14 protein-coding genes and 1 pseudogene are annotated in these 17,638 nt (G+C 70.9%); 3 read left to right on the top strand and 12 right to left on the bottom strand.

All coding sequences use genetic code 11. From position 1 onward, the window contains the following. Positions 1 to 282: 282 nt before the first annotated feature. Positions 283 to 1,783: pseudogene (kdpA, locus tag VHA72_RS07940) on the bottom strand (potassium-transporting ATPase subunit KdpA). 193 nt (positions 1,784 to 1,976) lie between these two features. Beyond that, a complete protein-coding gene (locus VHA72_RS07935) occupies positions 1,977 to 2,858 on the bottom strand; it encodes an acyl-CoA thioesterase (RefSeq protein ID WP_325573993.1) in 882 nt (293 codons plus the stop codon). A gap of 105 nt (positions 2,859 to 2,963) precedes the next feature. On the opposite strand from VHA72_RS07935, the gene VHA72_RS07930 reads away from it, so the two are divergent. The 3 genes from VHA72_RS07930 to VHA72_RS07920 all read left to right on the top strand — a co-directional run bounded on the left by VHA72_RS07930 (position 2,964) and on the right by VHA72_RS07920 (position 6,156). After that, positions 2,964 to 4,190, top strand: a complete 1,227-nt coding sequence (locus VHA72_RS07930; protein ID WP_325573991.1) for an acetyl-CoA C-acetyltransferase — start codon at positions 2,964 to 2,966, stop codon at positions 4,188 to 4,190. Between the two features lie 119 nt (positions 4,191 to 4,309). Further along, complete coding sequence (locus VHA72_RS07925) at positions 4,310 to 4,789, top strand: MarR family winged helix-turn-helix transcriptional regulator (RefSeq protein ID WP_325573989.1); 480 nt, start codon at positions 4,310 to 4,312, stop codon at positions 4,787 to 4,789. Positions 4,790 to 4,899: 110 nt separating this feature from the next. Further along, positions 4,900 to 6,156, top strand: a complete 1,257-nt coding sequence (locus VHA72_RS07920; protein ID WP_325573987.1) for a ScyD/ScyE family protein — start codon at positions 4,900 to 4,902, stop codon at positions 6,154 to 6,156. A gap of 168 nt (positions 6,157 to 6,324) precedes the next feature. Here the strand turns inward: VHA72_RS07920 and ettA are convergent, their stop codons facing one another. The 10 genes from ettA to VHA72_RS07870 form a co-directional block, all read right to left on the bottom strand. Next, the gene (gene ettA / locus VHA72_RS07915) at positions 6,325 to 8,007 is read right to left on the bottom strand and encodes an energy-dependent translational throttle protein EttA (RefSeq protein ID WP_325573985.1); all 1,683 of its coding nucleotides are present in this window, start codon (positions 8,005 to 8,007) and stop codon (positions 6,325 to 6,327) included. 125 nt (positions 8,008 to 8,132) lie between these two features. Further along, on the bottom strand, positions 8,133 to 8,633 hold the full coding sequence (locus VHA72_RS07910) for a single-stranded DNA-binding protein (protein ID WP_325573983.1): 501 nt from the start codon (positions 8,631 to 8,633) through the stop codon (positions 8,133 to 8,135). Positions 8,634 to 8,860: 227 nt separating this feature from the next. Then, entirely contained in the window at positions 8,861 to 9,814 is a 954-nt protein-coding gene (locus tag VHA72_RS07905) for an ABC transporter substrate-binding protein (RefSeq protein ID WP_325573981.1), read from the bottom strand. Between the two features lie 14 nt (positions 9,815 to 9,828). After that, positions 9,829 to 10,482, bottom strand: a complete 654-nt coding sequence (locus tag VHA72_RS07900) for an ABC transporter permease (RefSeq protein ID WP_325573979.1) — start codon at positions 10,480 to 10,482, stop codon at positions 9,829 to 9,831. Next, entirely contained in the window at positions 10,479 to 11,120 is a 642-nt protein-coding gene (locus VHA72_RS07895) for an ABC transporter permease (protein WP_325573977.1), read from the bottom strand. Before VHA72_RS07895 ends, VHA72_RS07900 begins: the two co-directional genes overlap by 4 nt. Position 11,121: 1 nt before the next feature. Then, entirely contained in the window at positions 11,122 to 11,958 is an 837-nt protein-coding gene (locus VHA72_RS07890) for an ABC transporter ATP-binding protein (protein ID WP_325573975.1), read from the bottom strand. 46 nt (positions 11,959 to 12,004) lie between these two features. After that, positions 12,005 to 12,901: a rhodanese-like domain-containing protein gene (locus VHA72_RS07885; protein WP_325573973.1), complete on the bottom strand. Its 897-nt coding sequence runs from the start codon at positions 12,899 to 12,901 to the stop codon at positions 12,005 to 12,007. 45 nt (positions 12,902 to 12,946) lie between these two features. After that, positions 12,947 to 14,596 (bottom strand): YfjP family GTPase, encoded by a 1,650-nt coding sequence (locus VHA72_RS07880; RefSeq protein WP_325573971.1) that lies wholly within the window; start codon positions 14,594 to 14,596, stop codon positions 12,947 to 12,949. Positions 14,597 to 14,668: 72 nt separating this feature from the next. Then, entirely contained in the window at positions 14,669 to 16,405 is a 1,737-nt protein-coding gene (locus VHA72_RS07875) for a dynamin family protein (RefSeq protein ID WP_325573969.1), read from the bottom strand. Next, a complete protein-coding gene (locus VHA72_RS07870) occupies positions 16,402 to 17,520 on the bottom strand; it encodes a PrsW family intramembrane metalloprotease (RefSeq protein WP_325573967.1) in 1,119 nt (372 codons plus the stop codon). Before VHA72_RS07870 ends, VHA72_RS07875 begins: the two co-directional genes overlap by 4 nt. Positions 17,521 to 17,638: the final 118 nt, after the last annotated feature.

Here is a 17,638-nt window from a genome sequence, read left to right as displayed (position 1 = left end):
GACCACGGCGACGGCGCCGAAGCCGATCGTCCGGCGCCGCTGACCCGCTCGGTACGCCGCCAGCGTCACCGCCACCGCGGCCGAGCTCATCAAGACCAGCACCCCGGTGGCGTAGGCGCCGCCCTGCGCGTCGACGCCGGCTTGGAACCGCCAGGTGATGAAGAACGCCGATCTCCACGATCAGCATGACCGGGGTGGCGAGGAGGGTGCGTGGATCGAGCTTGCGGACCGTGCCGGGCAGCGCCTGGACGATCTGGTCGAGGATGAGAACTGACGAGGTAGTCATGACAGCGACTCCGCGATCGGACCGAGGGCGAGCGCCGGGACGTAGGTCAGGCCGACCACGACCAAGGCGACGCCGGTGAGCAGGGCCACGAACAGCGGCCGGTGGGTGGGCAGCGTGCCGGCGCTCGCCGGCTGTGCCTTGGCGGCGGCGAACCGGCCGGCCAGGGCGAGCACGAAGACGATCGGCAGGACCCGCCCGAAGAGCAGGAGCGCCCCGAGCAGGGCCAGCACCGGAGTGGTCAGGATGTAGCTGGCCACCAGCACGATCTCGCGCTGGCCGATCTTCTTGGCCCAGGTATTCCGGCGTCCGGCCGACCATCAGGCCGCACAGGAACACCGTCACCACGGCCAGCATCAGCAGGCCGTAGAGCCCCGAGCCGACGCCGCCGGGGGCGATCTCGCCGAGCATCATGTCGAACATCGCGATGCCGCCGCCCTGCGGTGTGAGGCTGTCGTGCATCGAGTCGACCGCACCGGTCGAGGTCAGCGTCGTCGCGGCCCCGAACAGCGCACCGGCGGCCTCGCCGAAACGGGTCTCCTTGCCCTCCATGGCGGCGCCGGCGAGCCTGATGGCGCGGCCGGCGGTGGACATCTCCACCCAGGTCAGCAACGAGACGGCCGCGGCCGCCAGGACCACCATGGTCGCGAGTACGGCGCCGCCCTGGCGCCTGTCCTTCACCATCAGGCCGAACGCCCACGCCATCGCGAACGGGATCACCAGAAGCAGGAAGATCTCGAACAGATTGGTGAACGCGTTCGGGTTCTCGAACGGATGGGCGCTGTTGGCGTTGTAGAAGCCGCCGCCGTTGGTGCCCAGCAGCTTGATCGACTCCTGGCTGGCGACCGGTCCCCCGGTGATGCCCTGGTGGGCGCCGCCCAGGGTGGTGACCTCATGGACGCCGTGGAAGTTCTCGATCACTCCTCCCGCCACCAACACCAGCGCGCTCACGAACGCGATCGGCAGCAGCACCCGGACCGTGCCGCGCACCAGGTCACTCCAGAAGTTGCCGACCCGACCGCCGGCGCGGGCCCGGGCGATGCCGCGGGCGAACGCCGCCGCGACCGACATCCCGACCGCCGCCGAGACGAAGTTCTGCACGGTCAGGCCGCCGGCCTGGAGCAGGTGGCCGGCGGCCGACTCGCCGGAGTACCACTGCCAGTTCGTGTTGGTCACGAACGAGACGGCGGTGTTCCACGCTCCCGCCGGGTCGAAGCCGGCGAAGCCGAGGCTCAGCGGCAGGTGGTGCTGGAGTCGCTCGACGGCGTACAGGATCAGGATGCCGACCAGGCTGAACCCGAGCACCGACATCGCGTAGGAGCGCCAGTGCTGGTCGGCGTCGGGATCGACCCGCAGCAGACGGTAGGCCGCCCGCTCGAGCCGCAGGTGGCGCTCGGCGGTGTAGACCCGGGCGAGGTGGCGACCCAGGAACGGGACCGTCACCGCCAGCGCGGCGGCCAGGACGAGGATCTGCAGGACGGCCGCAGTGGTGGCACTCACCGCTCGCCACCGCGATCGAGCAGGCCGAGCAGGAGCGCCAGCCCGGCGAAAGAGGCCAGGGTCAGCGCCAGATAGATGAGATCGGACACGACCTCAGGTCTAGGTCAGCTGCGGCGTCGTCCGGGCCGTCCTTGACGCTTCCTTGACGAGCCGGCCGGGCCGTTTGACGCATCCTTGACCGGCCGGCCTCCTCTCAGGCCAGTGCCAGAAGCGCCTGGCGGAGCTCCTCGGGCGGGGCGGCGCTGCGGCCGGTCGCCGGGTCGAAGAAGACCATCACGAACCGACCGCGCGCCAGCAGCTCGCCCGTGCCCGGCTCCGCGGCCGTGTCGCGGATCTCGGCCTCGAGCACCATCGAGCGGTTGCCGACGTGGCCGATCCAGGTGTGGCACTCGTACGGCTCCGCGCGGAACAGGATCGGCCGCCGGTAGTCGATGTCCTGCTGTGCGACCACCACCGACGGATAGCGCTCCAGCCCGGCCGCCTCGACCTGGCGGGCCATCAGCGAGACCCGAGCCTCCTGGAAGAACTCGAAGTACTTCACGTTGTTGACGTGGCCGTAGACATCCACGTCGGAGAAGCGCACCCGCAGCGGGTAGTGGCCCAGCTCGTCGTGACGCGGGGCGCCGTACTCCGTGGGGCGGCTCAGCGCCGCCAGCGGCTCCTCCAGGTAGGCCGCCAGCGCCGCGCGCTCCTCGGCGGCGAAGCGACGCGGGCGCTCGTCGGCGAAGACGTACGGCGTCAGCACCGTGGAGGCCGTCAGGTAGACGGTCCGCTCGCCCGCGGGCGTCTCCCGGAAGACCTCGTAAGCCAGCGTCGCGGTCGCGGCCCGGACCTCGGTGACCCAGCACTCGATCGAGACGGGGCCGCCGTCGAAGACCAGCGGCTCGACGTAGACCAGCCGGTTGCTGACCACGATCAGCGCCTCGGCGAGCGCGCCGGTGGCCGGTCCGCGGGCATGCACCCGCAGCATGTCGACGCGGGCCTCCTGCAGGTAGTCGGCGTACACGACGTTGTTGACGTGGCCCAGGAGATCCATGTCGGCCCAGCGCATCGGGCACTCGTAGCGGTGTCGCACCCCAGGATCCTCCCAAACCCGGCGCGAGGCCTGTCGCCGTACCCTCCCGGCGGGGCACTATGGTGGCCGGAGCACCTTCCCTACTCATGAGTAACTGGAGTCGCCATGCCTGAGGCCGTCATCGTTTCCGCAGCCCGCTCGCCGATCGGGCGCGCCAACAAGGGCTCCCTGAAGGACTTCCGTCCCGACGACCTCACCGCGCTGATCACCAAGGCGGCGCTGGACAAGATCCCCGAGCTCGACCCGAACACGATCGACGACTTCCTGCTCGGCTGCGGGCTGCCCGGAGGCGAGTCGGGCAACAACATGGGGCGCAACATCCCCGTGCTGCTGGGCTATGACAACGTCCCCGGTACGACGATCACCCGCTATTGCTCCTCCTCGGTGCAGACCACCCGGATGGCGTTCCACGCGATCAAGGCCGGCGAGGGCGACGTGTTCGTCTCGGCCGGCGTGGAGACCGTCTCCCGCTTTGCCAAGGGCACCTCCGACCACTGGCCCGACACCCACAACCACCTCTTCGACGAGGCTCAGGCCCGGACGAAGGCCACCGCCGAGGCCGGCAGCGCCGCCAGCGGCCCCTGGCACGACCCGCGCGAGGACGGCCTGCTGCCCGACGTCTACATCGCGATGGGCCAGACCGCCGAGAACGTCGCCACCCTGCGCGGCCTGGACCGGCGGGAGCTGGACGAGTTCGCGGTGCGCTCGCAGAACCTGGCCGAGAAGGCGATCGCCGACGGCTTCTGGGCCCGCGAGATCACCCCCGTCACCACGCCCGACGGCACCGTCGTCTCCGCCGACGACGGCCCGCGCGCCGGCGTCACCTACGAGGCGATCGCGGCGCTGCAGCCGGTGTTCCGTCCCGACGGCGTAGTCACCGCCGGCAACTGCTGCCCGCTCAACGACGGCGCCGCCGCGGTGGTGATCATGTCCGACGTCCGCGCGGCCGAGCTGGGCATCACGCCGCTGGCGCGGATCGTGGCCACCGGCGTCTCCGGCCTCTCCCCCGAGATCATGGGCCTGGGGCCGGTCGAGGCCTCGAAGCGAGCCCTGGCATCCGCCGGCATGTCGATCGGCGACATCGACCTGGTCGAGATCAACGAGGCGTTCGCCGCCCAGGTCGTGCCCTCCTACCAGGACCTCGGCATCGACCTGGACCGGCTCAACGTCAACGGCGGCGCGATCGCCGTGGGCCACCCCTTCGGCATGACCGGCGCCCGACTGCAGAACACCATGCTCAACTCCCTGGAGTGGCACGACAAGACCACCGGCCTGATCACCATGTGCGTGGGCGGCGGCATGGGCATGGCACTCATCCTCGAACGCCTCTGACCGTCGAATCGTGGATTTCGCACGCCCGAGTCCGGAGCAACCCTCCGGACTCGGGCGTGAATTTTCCCCGATTCAACGTGGGGGCGGGCCCGACCGCGTCGTCTCCTAGACTCGGCGTCGTGAGCGAGGAGACCCGCTGGCTCGATGCCGCCCAACAGCGGTCCTGGCGCGGGCTGATCATGGGGATGACGCTGCTGCAGGACAAGCTCGACGACGACCTGCGCGCGACGTTCGACCTGTCGCTGGCCGAGTACGAGATCCTGGTGCGGCTCTCCGAGAGCGACGGCACCCTGCGGATGGCCCAGCTCGCCAGCGCGATGGGACACTCCCGCTCCCGGGTGACCCACACGATCGCACGGATGGAGAAGGCCGGCCTGGTCGAGCGGCGTACGTCGCGAGTCGACGGACGGGGTGTCGACGCCGTCCTCACCCGGAAGGGCCACGATCTGCTCGTGGAGGCGGCGCCGGTGCACGTCTCCGGCGTACGCGACCACCTGGTCGACCTCGCCTCCAAGGAGGACTTCGCGGCGCTCGGCCGGGTCATGAACGCCGTTGCCGACCACCTCATCTCCGAGCGACCGGACCTCGAGATCCGCTAGGGCTCTGCGGCGGCGGAGTCCGTCGCGGAATATACCCAGCACGGGGGATTTTCCCCGTGCTCGCGCTGCGGCAGCGTCGGGATGGTCATCTTTCTGCAAGGAGGCAGAGCATGTTGAGCACCCCCAAACTCGCCAGCACGGCCGTCGCCCTCGGGCTCGCCGGCGCCGCGCTGACCGCAGCGCCGGCCTCGGCGCACCCGGGCACCCATCACCCCCATCCGTCCTTCCCCAGCCAGCACGTCCTGGCCAGCGGACTGCTATCCCCGCTGCGCGCTGCCGTGGCCGCCAACGGCACCGCCTACGTCTCGGAGAACTTCGCCGGCAAGATCGACCGGGTCGACCGGCGCGGACACTCCACCACCGTCTACACCGATCCGAACGGGTACGAGGTCGGCGGACTCTCGCTCGCCGGCCGCAACGTCGTCTTCACCGTCACCCAGAGCGAGGGCGAAGGCGTCAACCTCGACAGCTGGCTGAAGGTCCTCACCCCCTCCGGACATGTCCGCACGATCGCCGACCTCCGCACCTACGAGAACCGCGTGAACCCGGACCAGGGCACGACGTACGGCTTCCGTGACATCGACCCGACCTGCGCCGCCAAGTGGCCGACCGCCAACGGCCCGGCCACCTACACCGGCGCGGTCGACTCGCATCCCTACGCCACCTATGTGCGCCGCGACGGCTGGATCTACGTCGCCGACGCCGGCGGCAACGACGTCCTGCTGGTCTCGCCGAGCGGTCACACCATCCGCACCGTCGCGACGCTGCCGGGCATTCCGCTGTCGATCACCAGCGACGTGGCCAGCGGCATGGGGCTCGACCCCTGCTTCGTCGGCTCGACGTACTACTTCGAGCCGGTGCCGACCGACATCGAGGTGGGGCCGACCGGCACCGTCTACGTCACCAGCCTGCCCGGCGGACCGGAAGGGCCTCAGCTCGGCGCGCGCGGCAGCGTGTTCGCGATCGGCGCGCAGGCCACCCGCCACGCCTTCCGGCCGATCGCGAAGCGCCTAGGCAAGCAGCACGGCACGCAGCACGGCTGGCGCCCCTGGCAGCACCACGGCGGTGACGCCGCGAGCTCGCGCCTGGCCCGTCCGGTGGTCACCGGCCTGACCGACCCGACCGGCCTCGCGGTGACTCCGACCGGCACGCTGTACGTCGCCCAGCTGTTCGGCAACGAGATCTCGAAGGTCACACTGGGTCGCCACGGCGCGACCGTGACCAACGCGATCTCGACGCCCACGCCGGGTGAGGTGGAATGGACGCCGCAGGGCCTCTACTTCACCAGCAACGTGCTCTCCGGCACCCCGGAGGATCCGACCGGCAACATGGTCCCGAGCGGACAGCTCATCCGCTTCGGCCGCTGAGACCCGCGCCGGAGGTGTCACCGCGACAGGTCCGGCCGCGGTGACACCTCGCAGCTATCACTCTCGACGCGCACTGTCACCGGTGACACGTTGAGGTCTCACCGGTGACAGTGCGGTGCGCAGCGGCATGGTGAGCCGACTGCTGGAGACGGCTCGGCGACGCTGCGGTCAGTCGCGGGTGAGGCGACGGTGGGTCACCCGGTGCGGCCGGGCCGCCTCGACGCCGAGGCGCTCGACCTTGTTCTCCTCGTAGGACGCGAAGTTGCCCTCGAACCAGAACCACTTGCCGCCGTCCTCGTCGTCGCCCTCCCAGGCGAGGATGTGGGTGGCGATGCGGTCGAGGAACCAGCGGTCGTGGGAGGTGACCACGGCGCAGCCGGGGAAGTCGAGCAGCGCATCCTCGAGTGAGGACAGGGTCTCCACGTCCAGGTCATTGGTGGGCTCGTCCAGGAGCAGCAGGTTCCCACCCTGCTTGAGCGTCAACGCCAGGTTGAGCCGGTTGCGCTCACCACCCGAGAGAACGCCGGCCTTCTTCTGCTGATCGGGGCCCTTGAAACCGAACGACGCGACATAGGCGCGGCTGTTCATCTCGAAGTTGGCGACCTTGATGAAGTCCAGCCCGTCGGAGACGACCTCCCAGACGTTCTTGTTGGGGTCGATGCCGCCACGGCTCTGGTCGACGTAGGAGATCTTGACGGTTTGGCCGACCTTCAACTCGCCCGAGTCCGGCGTCTCGCCACCGGTGATCATGCGGAACAGCGTGGTCTTGCCGACGCCGTTGGGGCCGACGACGCCGACGATGCCGGCCTTGGGCAACGTGAAGGAGATGTCGTTCCACAGAGTGCGGCCCTCGAACGCCTTCACCAGGTGATGCGCCTCCAGGACGACGTCACCCAGCCGCGGACCGGGCGGGATGTTGATGTCGGCGGTGTCGATCTTGCGGGCCTTGTCGGCCTCGGCGGCCAGCTCCTCGTAGCGGGCCAGACGCGACTTCGACTTGGTCTGGCGCGCCTTGGCGTTGGAGCGCACCCACTCCAGCTCCTTCTCCAGCATCTTGGCGCGCTTGGCGTCCTTCTGCCCCTCGATCTTGAGGCGCTCCTTCTTCGTCTCCAGGTAGGTGGAGTAGTTGCCCTCGTAGCCGTGGATCGACCCGCGGTCGACCTCGGCGATCCACTGGGCGACGTTGTCGAGGAAGTAGCGGTCGTGGGTGACCGCCAGGACGGCGCCGGGGTAGGTCTTGAGGTGGCCCTCCAGCCACTGCACGGACTCGGCGTCGAGGTGGTTGGTGGGCTCGTCGAGCAGCAGCAGATCGGGCTGCTGGAGCAGCAGCTTGCACAGCGCGACCCGACGGCGCTCACCACCGGAGAGGTTGTCCACGATGGCGTCCGGCGGCGGGCAGCGCAGCGCGTCCATCGCCTGGTCGAGCCGGGAGTCGAGGTCCCAGGCGTTGGCGTGGTCGAGCTCCTCCTGCAGGTTGCCCATCTCGGCCAGCAGGGTGTCGAAGTCGGCCTCCGGGTCGGCCATCAGCTCGGAGATCTCGTTGTAGCGGTCCAACTTCGCCTTGATGTCGCCGACCGCCTCCTGGACGTTCTCCAAGACGGTCTTGCCCTCGGTCAGCGGCGGCTCCTGCTGCAGCATCCCCACCGTGGCGTCGGCGTCCCGGATGACGTCGCCGTTGTTCGGCTGGTCGAGCCCGGCCATCAGCTTGAGCAGCGAGGACTTGCCCATGCCGTTGGGCCCGACGACACCGATTTTGGCGCCGTGCAGGAACGACAGCGTCACGTTGTCGAGAACGACCTTGTCGCCGTGCGCCTTGCGCACGTTGCGCAGGGAGAGGATGTATTCAGCCACGGGTCGCAAGCCTAGTTGAGAATCCGAACGGGACCCGATCCGGGGCTCACCGGCGCCGGCAGCGTCGCGGGTCGCCCGGCCGCCGACCGCCGTGACGGCGGATCGGCGACCGAGGCGGGCACCGGTCAGGCCGCCCCCGCGAGGTCGGACGCCTCGTGGAGCGGCGGGTTCCAGTCGGCGCGGGACGCCGCTTCGCGCGGCGCCTCCGCCTCGACCCCGGCCGGCTCGGGCAGGCCCTGCTGGCCGGCGGCCGGGTCGGCGCCGGGGCGGACGTTCTTCTGGAAGTGCGTGGTGCCGCGGTGCAGGTCGTGGCCGACGTGGGTCGCCTCGATCTCGTAGGAGACCACCTCGGCGTGGCTGGCGTTGATCCAGGTGCGCGCCGTCAGCCGACCCTGCACCACAACCGGGTCGCCCTTGCGCAGCGAGGCCGTGACGTTCTCCCCGAGCGTGCGCCAGGCACTCACCGAGTACCACTGGGTCTCGCCGTCGTGCCACGCGCCGGTCGACCGGTCGAGCTTGCGCGGCGTGACGCCCAGCCGGAAGCTCGCGACCTTGTGGTCGCCCGCCTGCCGCAGCAGCACGGTGCTGCCGACGTACCCCTGCACGGTGATGAAGGACTCGTTCATTGTTCTCTCTACTCCTGTCCGGCAGTCATCCGCTGCCCTGACACGAGCGTCGCCGCCCCCACCGACAGGCCCTGGGTTTCCACCGCCGAGGCTGTGGAGACCCAGGTCCCGAACGTGCCGTGTGGACGGAAGCCGGCCACTTTCGGCGGTCGAGTAGTGCACAGGTGGACACTCGACCCGCCAAAAGTGACCTCTCGACCCGCCAAAAGTGACCTCTCGGCGAGGGGTCAGGCCAGGCCGTTGTCCTTCAGCCACTGCGCCGCCACGTCGGACGCCTTCGGCGTGGAGGGGCCGTTGAGCTTGGCGTTGAGGTCGAGCAGCGACTGTGTGGTCAGCTTCGCCGAGACCGCGTCCAGCGTCTGGTCCACGGTGGCGTTGTCGTGGTCCTTGCGGATCAGCGGGATGACGTTCTGGGCCGCGATCAGGTGCTGCGGGTCGGTCAGCGTGACCAGGTGGTTCTGAGTGATCGACGGCGTGGTCGAGTAGATGTCGGCCACGTCCACCTTGCCCGAGGTCAGCGCCTTGAGGGTGGCGGGGCCGCCGGAGTCGCTGATCGCGGTGAACTTGATCCCCGAGATGCCGTAGACCTTCTGCAGCCCTGGGACGCCGTACGAGCGCGTCTTCAGCTCCGGGTTCCCGGCCAGAGAGAGACCGGAGATGCCCTTGAGGTCGGCGATCGAGGTCAGGTGGTGCTTCGCGGCGAAGTCCGCGGTGACGTTGTAGGAGTCCTTGTCCTCGGCCGCCGCCGGCGTCAGCACCGTCAGCGTGTCGGGCAGCGCCGCCTTCAGCGCGGTGAGTACGTCGTCGGGCGCGGTCTGGGTGGCGTTGGGCTGGAAGTACGTCAGCAGGTTGCCGGTGTACTCGGGGAACAGCGAGATGGAGCCGTCCTTCAGGGCCCCGATGTAGGCCTCGCGCTGCCCGATGTCCAGGTGCGTCGAGGCGTCGATGCCCTTGGCCTGCAGGGCCTGGGCGTAGATCTCCGCGAGGACCTCGCTCTCGGGGAACGAGGCCGACCCCACGACCGGCGCGGTGCTGCCGGAGCCGCCGGAGCCGGACGACGAGGCGGAGGCGCCCGACGTGTCCGATCCCGAGGCGGTGTTGGTCGGGTTGCCACCACAGGCGGCCAGCGTCAGGGCGAGACCCGCCGCGGCGACCGTAGCGGCCAGTCGAGCTACCTTCATGGTTTCTTCCTTACTCATCGTTGGGGAGAGAGAACACGTTGGAGGACGGCGAAGCAGCCGTCGAGGACGAGTGCCAGCACGACGATGACCAGAGAACCAGCCAGCATCTGCGGATAGTCCCGAACCGCCAGCCCGTCGATGAGATAGCGGCCCAGCCCGCCCAGCCCGATGTACGCCGCGATGGTCGCGGTGGCCACCACCTGCAGCACGGCCGACCTGATCCCGCCGAGGATGAGCGGCATCGCCAGCGGGATCTCGACCCGCCCGAGCACCTGCCACTCGGTCATCCCGATCGCCCGGGCGGCGTCGACGGTGGCCCGATCGACCGACTCGAGCCCGGCGTACGCTCCCGCCAGCAGCGGCGGGATCGCCAGCACCACGAGCGCGATCGTCGGCGGGGTCAGCCCGATGCCGCGCCAGAGCACCATCAGGGTCAGCAGCCCGAGCGTGGGCAGCGCCCGCAGCGCACCGGTGACGGCGACCGCGAGCCCGCGCAGCCGCCCGGTATGACCGATCCACAGGCCCAGCGGCACGGCGATCGCCGTCGCGATCGCGACCGTCAGCGCGGTGTAGCCGACATGCTGGGCGATGCGGTGCGGGAAGCCGTCGTCGCCCTGCCAGTGGGCGCCGTCGCTCAGCCAGGACATGGCCTGGGAGAAGACGCTCATCGGGTGCTCACCCGCAGCCACGGCATCGCCAGCCGGCCGATCAGCACCCACAGCAGGTCGAGCACCAGCGCCAGCACGACCACGCACAGCACGCCGATGATGATCTCGGTGGTGAAGTAGCGCTGGAACCCGTCGGTGAACAGCGACCCGAGGTTGGCGACACCGATCAGCGGCGCGATCGTGACCAGGCTGACCGTGCTCACCGACACCACCCGCACCCCGGCGAGCAGCACCGGCCCGGCCAGCGGCAGCTCGACCAGGAGCACCTGCTGCCAGCGGGCGTAGCCGCTCGCGCGAGCGGCGTCCCCGACCGCGCGCGGCACGCTGGCGAAGCCGTCGGCGGCCGAGCGCAGCATCACCGCGACGGCGTAGATGGTGAGCACGAGAACGACGTTCGTCGGATCGAGGAACGAGGTGCCGAGCAGACCGGGAATGATCACCAGCAGCGGCAGCGACGGGATCGTGTAGACCAGGCTGCCGATGGTGAGCAGTGCGCCGCCGATGCGGCGCGACCGCGCGGCGTACCAGCCGATCGGCACCGCGATGACGAACCCGAGCGCCACCGGCAGCACCGACAGCCACAGGTGCCGCCAGGCCAGCCCACGGATGTAGGAGAGGTTGTCCAGGAACCAGGTCACGCTAGCCGACGCTTCCGGCGTGGGAGTCGTCGCCCAACACGCCCGCCGGCCGGCCGTCGGCATCGACGACGACCCGTTGCCCGCCGATCTCGGCCACCCGGAGAGTACGGCGCCCGCGGTCCAACCCGACGAAGCTGCGCACGAAGTCATTGGCCGGCGCAGCCAGGATCTGTGCCGGCGAGCCGACCTGGGCGGTCTTGCCCCCCTTCTCCAGGATCGCCACCCGGTCGCCGAGTCGGAAGGCCTCCTCGATGTCGTGGGTGACGAAGACGATGGTCTTGCCCAGCTCGCGCTGCAGCCGCAGCAACTCCTGCTGCAGCTCGTCGCGCACGATCGGGTCGACCGCGCCGAACGGCTCGTCCATCAGCAGGATGTTGGGATCGGCGACCAGCCCGCGGGCGACCCCGACCCGCTGCTGCTGGCCGCCGGAGAGCTGACTGGGGTAACGGTCGGCCAGCGCGAGGTCGAGGCCGACCGTCTCGAGCGCGGCCAGCGCCCGGGTGCGGGCCTCCCGCCGGCGCACGCCGCCGAGCAGCAGCGGGGTGGCCACGTTGTCCACGACCTTGCGGTGCGGCAGCAGGCCGGAGTGCTGCATCACGTAGCCGATCGAGCGGCGCAGCTCCACCGGGTTGCGGGAGGCGACGTCGACGTCGTCGATCAGCACCTGCCCCCCGGTCGGGTCCACCATCCGGTTGACCATCCGCAGCAGCGTGGTCTTGCCGCAGCCCGAGGAGCCGACCAGCACCGTGGTGCTGCGGGAGGGCAGCGTCAGGCTGAACTCGCGCACCGCCTCGGTGCCGTCGGCGAACGTCTTCGCGGCCGATCGGTACTCGATCATGCGGCCATCATGACGTGCGGCACCGACAATCCGGGAGGCCTGCGGCTCACCGGACGACCTGCTCCACCGCCGTCGCCCCCGGTACGACGGGCAGCCCGGCAGCCACCCACGCCTCCATCCCCCCGTCGACATCGGCGGCCGGGATGCCCAGTGAGGCCAGCGACGCGGCCGCCAGCGAGGACGTGTAGCCCTCCGCGCACAGCACGATCCAGCGCTGCCCGGCAGCCGCCTGCGGCAGCCGGGCATCGGAGCCGGGGTGGAGCCGCCATTCGAGGTGGTTGCGCTCCACGATGAGCGAGCCCGGCACCTCACCGGCGGCCTGCCGCTGCCACGCCGGGCGGATGTCGACCAGGAGCGCGCCGTCCTCGATCGCGGCCGCCGCCTCCTGAGGGCTCAACCGGGTGATGCCGGCCCGGGCGTCGGCCAGCATCTCGTCGACGGAGCGGTAGGTCGGCGTGGGGATCTCCGGGTCGTCGGTCCAGCTGGAGGCCAGTCTGCTCAACCGCCCCTCCTCGATCTCGTAGAAGTTCATCAGCGTGAGCGGTGGGGAGTAGGCGTGCACGCTGACGGCGACGGGCACCTCCCGGTTCGTCACATCATGCACGTAGTGCTCGCCGAAGGCGACCGTCTCGCCCGCCGCCCGGGCGTTCTCGCGCAGCCCGCCGACCGACCAGACCGACTCGGTCAGTGTGCCCTCGACGACCGTGAAGGCGCCCGCTGAACCGCCGTGGTCGTGCAGCTCCGTGCCCTGGGCCTGGGTCCAACTGATCAGCCACACGTCGACCTGCTCGTCGCAGTGCAGCCGGACGTGCCAGCGCTCTTCCGGGTCCGCCTGCACCTGGTAGCAGCCGGCCCGCACGTCCTCGGCGTAGCGCTGGGTCAAGGCGGCGAGCTCGGCGCGGCCGAGCACCCGGGGTGCACGCAGGGCGGAAATGGCGGTCATGCCGCCGATGTTATCTCTAGTTATTAACTAGAGAAACATTGCGTGCTATGCGAGCGCCTTGGCGAGTCCCTCGCGCAGGACGCCGTACGCCGCCAGCTCGGCCTCGATCGGCTTGACCACGAGCTCGCTCGACACGCCCGAGACGGCCTCGCGCAGCCGGCGGTCCGCCGTCGCGGCGCGGGTGCGGGCCGTGCCCGCCACCAGCACCCGGCACACCAGCGCCAGCACGATGCCGACCACGACAGCACCGACCAGCACGGCCAGCGGGAGCGCGATGCCGGCGACCTTGGTGGTGTCCTTGTCCGAGAGCGTCCCGGAGACCGCCAGCGCGATCGTCCACACCGCGCCGCCGAGGGCGGCGATGATGAGCAGCCACTGCAGTACCCGGACCAGCCCAGCCCAGACCGGCAACCGGGAGGCGCCGAGGTCGACGTCGCCGAGCGCGGCGTCGAGTCGGTCGTTGAGCTCGTCGATGTGCGAGACGGAGGCGCGCCGGATCGATTCCCGCCACGGCCCACCGAGGCCCGAGCCGGTCTCGTCGGCCAGCGCGCGCACCTCGGTGTCGACGCGGGCGCGCTGCACCTGCGTGGCCTCGGGGAGCGACGTGCGGGCCCGGCCGGTCAGCACCCTGCCCTCGGCGCCGAGGTCGAGGTGGAGCCGCTTGAGCGGGTCCGGGCGCAGACCGGAGATCCAGGAGACCAGCGGCCAGCCGGTCGCCCGGCCGGCCCGCAGCCGAGTGGAGCGCTGCACGGCGTCGACGATGGTCGGAACTCCGGCGGCCTCGGCGATGGCGTCGTCCAGCGCCTCGATCCGCGCCTTCTCCAGCTTCTTCGGCGCCACCTCGCCGGAGACCTCGCGCATGGCGCCGGCCGCGGCCTTCACGTCCGCCTCCAGCCGGCTCTTCGTCGCGCGCTTGTCGGCGACACGCCGGGCGATCTCCTGCTTCAGCTCCGGGATGCCCCAGCCCAGCCGCGCCGAGACCGGGATGACCGGGACCTGCTGCAGGCCGTCGTTGTCCAGCAGCCGACGGACGTCGGCCAGCATCGACTCGCGCCGCTCCTCGGGCACCTTGTCGATGTGGTTGAGCACGACCACCATCACCTCGGCGTGCGACTTCAGCGGCTCGAGGTAGCGGTCGTGGATGGCGGCGTCGGCGTACTTCTGCGGGTCCAGCACCCAGATCAGCATGTCGGCCAGCTCGACCAGCCGGTCCACTTCGAGGTGGTGGGCCACCTCCGTGGAGTCGTGGTCGGGCAGGTCCAGCAGCACCACGCCGTCCAGCTCGTGGCCCTCGCGGCGGGTGTCGAGCATCGAGTCGCGGGTGGTCTGGTGCCGATCGGGGATGCCGAGCCACTCCAGCAGCTCGCGCGCGCCCTGCGAGCCCCAGACGCAGGCGGTCGCCCACGAGGTCGTCGGGCGTCGTACGCCGACCGCCGACAGCTCCAGGCCGGTCAGCGCGTTGAACGTCGAGGACTTCCCCGACCCGGTCGCGCCGGCGATGCCGACCACGGTGTGCTCGGAGGAGAGCTTGAGCCGCCCCTGGGCACGCTCCACGACGGCGCGCGCGCTCTCCACGAGGCCGTCGTCGAGCCGCCCCTGGGCAGCGTCGGTGGCGGCGGCCAGGCCGTCGAGGCGGTCCCCGATGTCGGTTCCCAAGGTCTGCAGGTTCTTGGCTCCCTCGAGCAAGGACGGCATGCTTCCCCTTCGGCGATCGGTGCGGACTCGGCCCAACGTAGGCCCAGCGTAGTGGTCGGCGCGGGCGATCGGTCAGCCGAGCGGGTTGCGCTGGGCGGAGTAGCGCACGTCGTCGACCCGGCGAGCGGCCTGACGCAGCCGATCACCGGCCTCCGCGTCCACGGCGAGTACGTCGAGGACCCCGGTGAACCGGGCCCGCTCCTCGGCCAGCAGCGCGCCGACCCGGGCCTCCAGCGCGGACCGTGCCCGTGCGGCCAGGTCGCGCACGGCCTGATCGCCGAAGACCGCCTCGAGCAGCTTCTGGCCGACCACGGCGGTGCCGCCCGCGATGCCGACCTCGGCACCGGTCAGACCGGCGGTGTTGGCGAAGACCACCACCATCAGCGCGACGCCGAGCCCGTTGACGCCGTAGGCCAGGAACCGGGCCGTGGCCTTCTTCCCGCCGCCCTCGCTGCGGATCATCTCCACGACGTCCTGCTGCCAGTCGCGCACCGCCCGCTCGGCCTTGCTCCGCAGGGCACGGGAGGCGCGGCCCAGGTCGCTGGGGGCGTCGGCGAGCAGGCCGCGCCCGGCCTCGGTCTGCTGCCAGGCTGCCTCGGCGCGCTCGGCGGCCGCCTCGGCCTGCTCCAGGATCAGCAGCTCCAGCCCGGACTCGACGGCGACCGAGACCCGCTCGGCCTGCTGCGGCTTGCCCTTGACGGCGTTGACCATCCGGTCGCGGATCCGACCCACCTTGTCCTCCAGCGACTTGAGCAGCTCGCCGGTGCCGACGAACTCCTGCCAGCGGGCCAGCACCTCGCCGCGCATCATGGTGCCGTCGGTGGTCGCGGTCATGATGGCGCGCAGCGCCGCGTCGTACACGCTCTCCGCGTCGCTGCGCAGCCGGGCGAGCGCCCCGGACTGGGCTGCGGCGGCGTCGGCGATCGGGTGCACGTTGAAGGTCAGCGCCCGGACCGCGCCGTCCAGGGTCTGGGTGACCACCGCGTGCCGCGCCGTCGCATCGTCAGCCAGCATGTCGAGCCAGGCCCTGACCTCGGCGACGCTGGACGCCGGCACCAGGCCCTCCTCGCTCACCGTGCCCTCGTGCACGATGAACAGCGGCGAGTCCTTCAGGCCGCGGGCGGCCAGCATCCGGGCCAGGTGGGTGGCGACGGTCTGCACCGCGTCCGCGGGGGTGCGGTCCAGGACCACCGCGACGGCGGTGGAGCGCTCGGCGGCGGCCTTGAGGAACTCCCACGGCACCTGGTCGGCGTAGCGCGCGGCGGAGGTGACGAAGATCCACAGGTCGGCGGCGGCGAGCAGCTGCGCGGCGAGCAGCCGGTTCTGCTCCTCCACGGAGTCGACGTCGGGCGCATCCAGGATCGCCAGCCCGGTGGGCACGCTCTCCGACGCGACCAGCTGCAGCGCGTTCGGGTCGTTGGTGGCGTGGTCGACCCGCGCCAGCTCCGGCAACAGCCGGTCCTGGCCGAACCAGTGCGCATCGGCGGGGTTGTGCACCAGGACCGGGGAGCGGGTGGTGGGCCGCAGCAGGCCGGGGGCCGTGACCCGCGCGCCGACCAGCGAATTGACCAGGGTGGACTTGCCGGCGCCGGTGGAGCCGCCGACGACCGCCAGCAGCGGGGCGTCGATGGTCATCATCCGCGGGATGACGTAGTCCTCGAGCTGGTCCATCAGCTCGGTGCGGGTCTTGCGGGCCGCGTCGATGCCGGCCAGGTCCAGCGGAAGCGAGACGTCCTGGAGTGCCTGGCGCAGCCGGACCAGCTCGGTCACCATCTTGGTGCTGTCGGCACCAGCGGCGGAGCTTGTCATCGTGTGGGTACCACCTGTCCGGGGAAGGCGATCCGGGGCCGGACCGCACCGATTCTCGCGACGTACTCCTGCCCGCGGGCAGCGAAGTTGGGCGGCGGCGTGCCGCGCAGGAAGCGGGAGTGGAGGAAGCCGAGCTCGATGGCGGCCTGCTGATACTCCCGCATCGCCCGCTCCGCCGCGGGGCCGCCCCAGCGGCGGGCGTAGAGCCGGGCGCTGCGCCTCGCCCCGAGGTCGACCACCCAGCCGATGTCGGTCGCGGGCAGCAGACCCCGGCGGGCGGCGTCGCCCAGCGAGAGGGCGAGCATCCGGCGCTCGGACCGGCGCGCCCAGATCGCGATGGCGACCAGGCCGACCACCGCCGGGAGCATGAGGACGACGTACACCACCACGACGCTGCCGAAGCCGTAGATGGTGGCGGAGTTCCAGATGGCGTGGGCGACCACGGCCAGCCCATAGCCCGCCACCGGAGCAAGCCACCGCAGCGCCGAGCGGGATCCGACCGCGATGCCGACGCCGATGCCGGTGAAAGCGGTGAAGAGCGGATGGGCGAAGGGGCTGAACAGGCACCGTACGACGAAGGTGTCCGCCATCCCCTGCACGCCACCGGGGCCCACCCCCTGGGTGCCGTTGTAGGCGGCGGCCAGGTAGAGGATGTTCTCGGTGAACGCGAACCCGATGCCGACCATGCCGGCGTAGACGATGCCGTCCAGGACGCCGTCGAGCTCGTCGCGGCGCCACCACAGCAGCATCAGCAGGAAGAAGCCCTTGCAGGCCTCCTCGGTGATCGGGGCGACCACCGCCAGCTGGGTGTCGTCGTGCAGGCCCGCGACGACACCGCCCAGGCCCTCGATGATCAGCGCGGCCAGACAGGCCACGAAGGCACCCCAGGTCAGGCCCAGGGCGAGCAGGCCGCGCGGCTCCGGCTCGTAGCGGTCCAGCCAGAGGTAGAGCAGCACCAGCGGCACCACCGGGACGCTGGCCAGGATCACCGCGACCACTGTCTGGGTGGGTGCTCCCGAGGCCGCCACGATGATCAGCACGGGGACCGCGGCCACGGCGACGAGCACGCTCACGACGATCGTGAACGCGCGGTTGCGCGGTGCCTTCACCCCCATAGGCGGCAGCCTATCGGTGCCGGTCGGGATCGGCGTGCCGCGGCGTACAGTTGCCGGCATGAACCACCCCATTCGAATGCTCGCGTCGCTCCGCTTCGAACAGGGACCCCGATGAGCG

Origin of the sequence: Nocardioides sp., from assembly GCF_035547795.1 — a bacterium.
GTDB lineage: Bacteria > Actinomycetota > Actinomycetes > Propionibacteriales > Nocardioidaceae > Nocardioides.
Note: the sequence above shows the minus strand (reverse complement) of the source record. Positions and strands in the feature narration are given on the sequence as shown.

Coding starts and splice junctions, on each gene's coding strand:
- VHA72_RS07900 (WP_325573979.1), bottom strand. CDS start 10,482: ATGAGCGTCTTCTCCCAGGCCATGTCCTGGCTGAGCGACGGCGCCCAC.
- VHA72_RS07870 (WP_325573967.1), bottom strand. CDS start 17,520: ATGGGGGTGAAGGCACCGCGCAACCGCGCGTTCACGATCGTCGTGAGC.
- VHA72_RS07905 (WP_325573981.1), bottom strand. CDS start 9,814: ATGAAGGTAGCTCGACTGGCCGCTACGGTCGCCGCGGCGGGTCTCGCC.
- VHA72_RS07920 (WP_325573987.1), top strand. CDS start 4,900: ATGTTGAGCACCCCCAAACTCGCCAGCACGGCCGTCGCCCTCGGGCTC.
- VHA72_RS07880 (WP_325573971.1), bottom strand. CDS start 14,596: ATGCCGTCCTTGCTCGAGGGAGCCAAGAACCTGCAGACCTTGGGAACC.
- VHA72_RS07885 (WP_325573973.1), bottom strand. CDS start 12,901: ATGACCGCCATTTCCGCCCTGCGTGCACCCCGGGTGCTCGGCCGCGCC.
- VHA72_RS07875 (WP_325573969.1), bottom strand. CDS start 16,405: ATGACAAGCTCCGCCGCTGGTGCCGACAGCACCAAGATGGTGACCGAG.
- VHA72_RS07890 (WP_325573975.1), bottom strand. CDS start 11,958: ATGATCGAGTACCGATCGGCCGCGAAGACGTTCGCCGACGGCACCGAG.
- VHA72_RS07930 (WP_325573991.1), top strand. CDS start 2,964: ATGCCTGAGGCCGTCATCGTTTCCGCAGCCCGCTCGCCGATCGGGCGC.
- VHA72_RS07910 (WP_325573983.1), bottom strand. CDS start 8,633: ATGAACGAGTCCTTCATCACCGTGCAGGGGTACGTCGGCAGCACCGTG.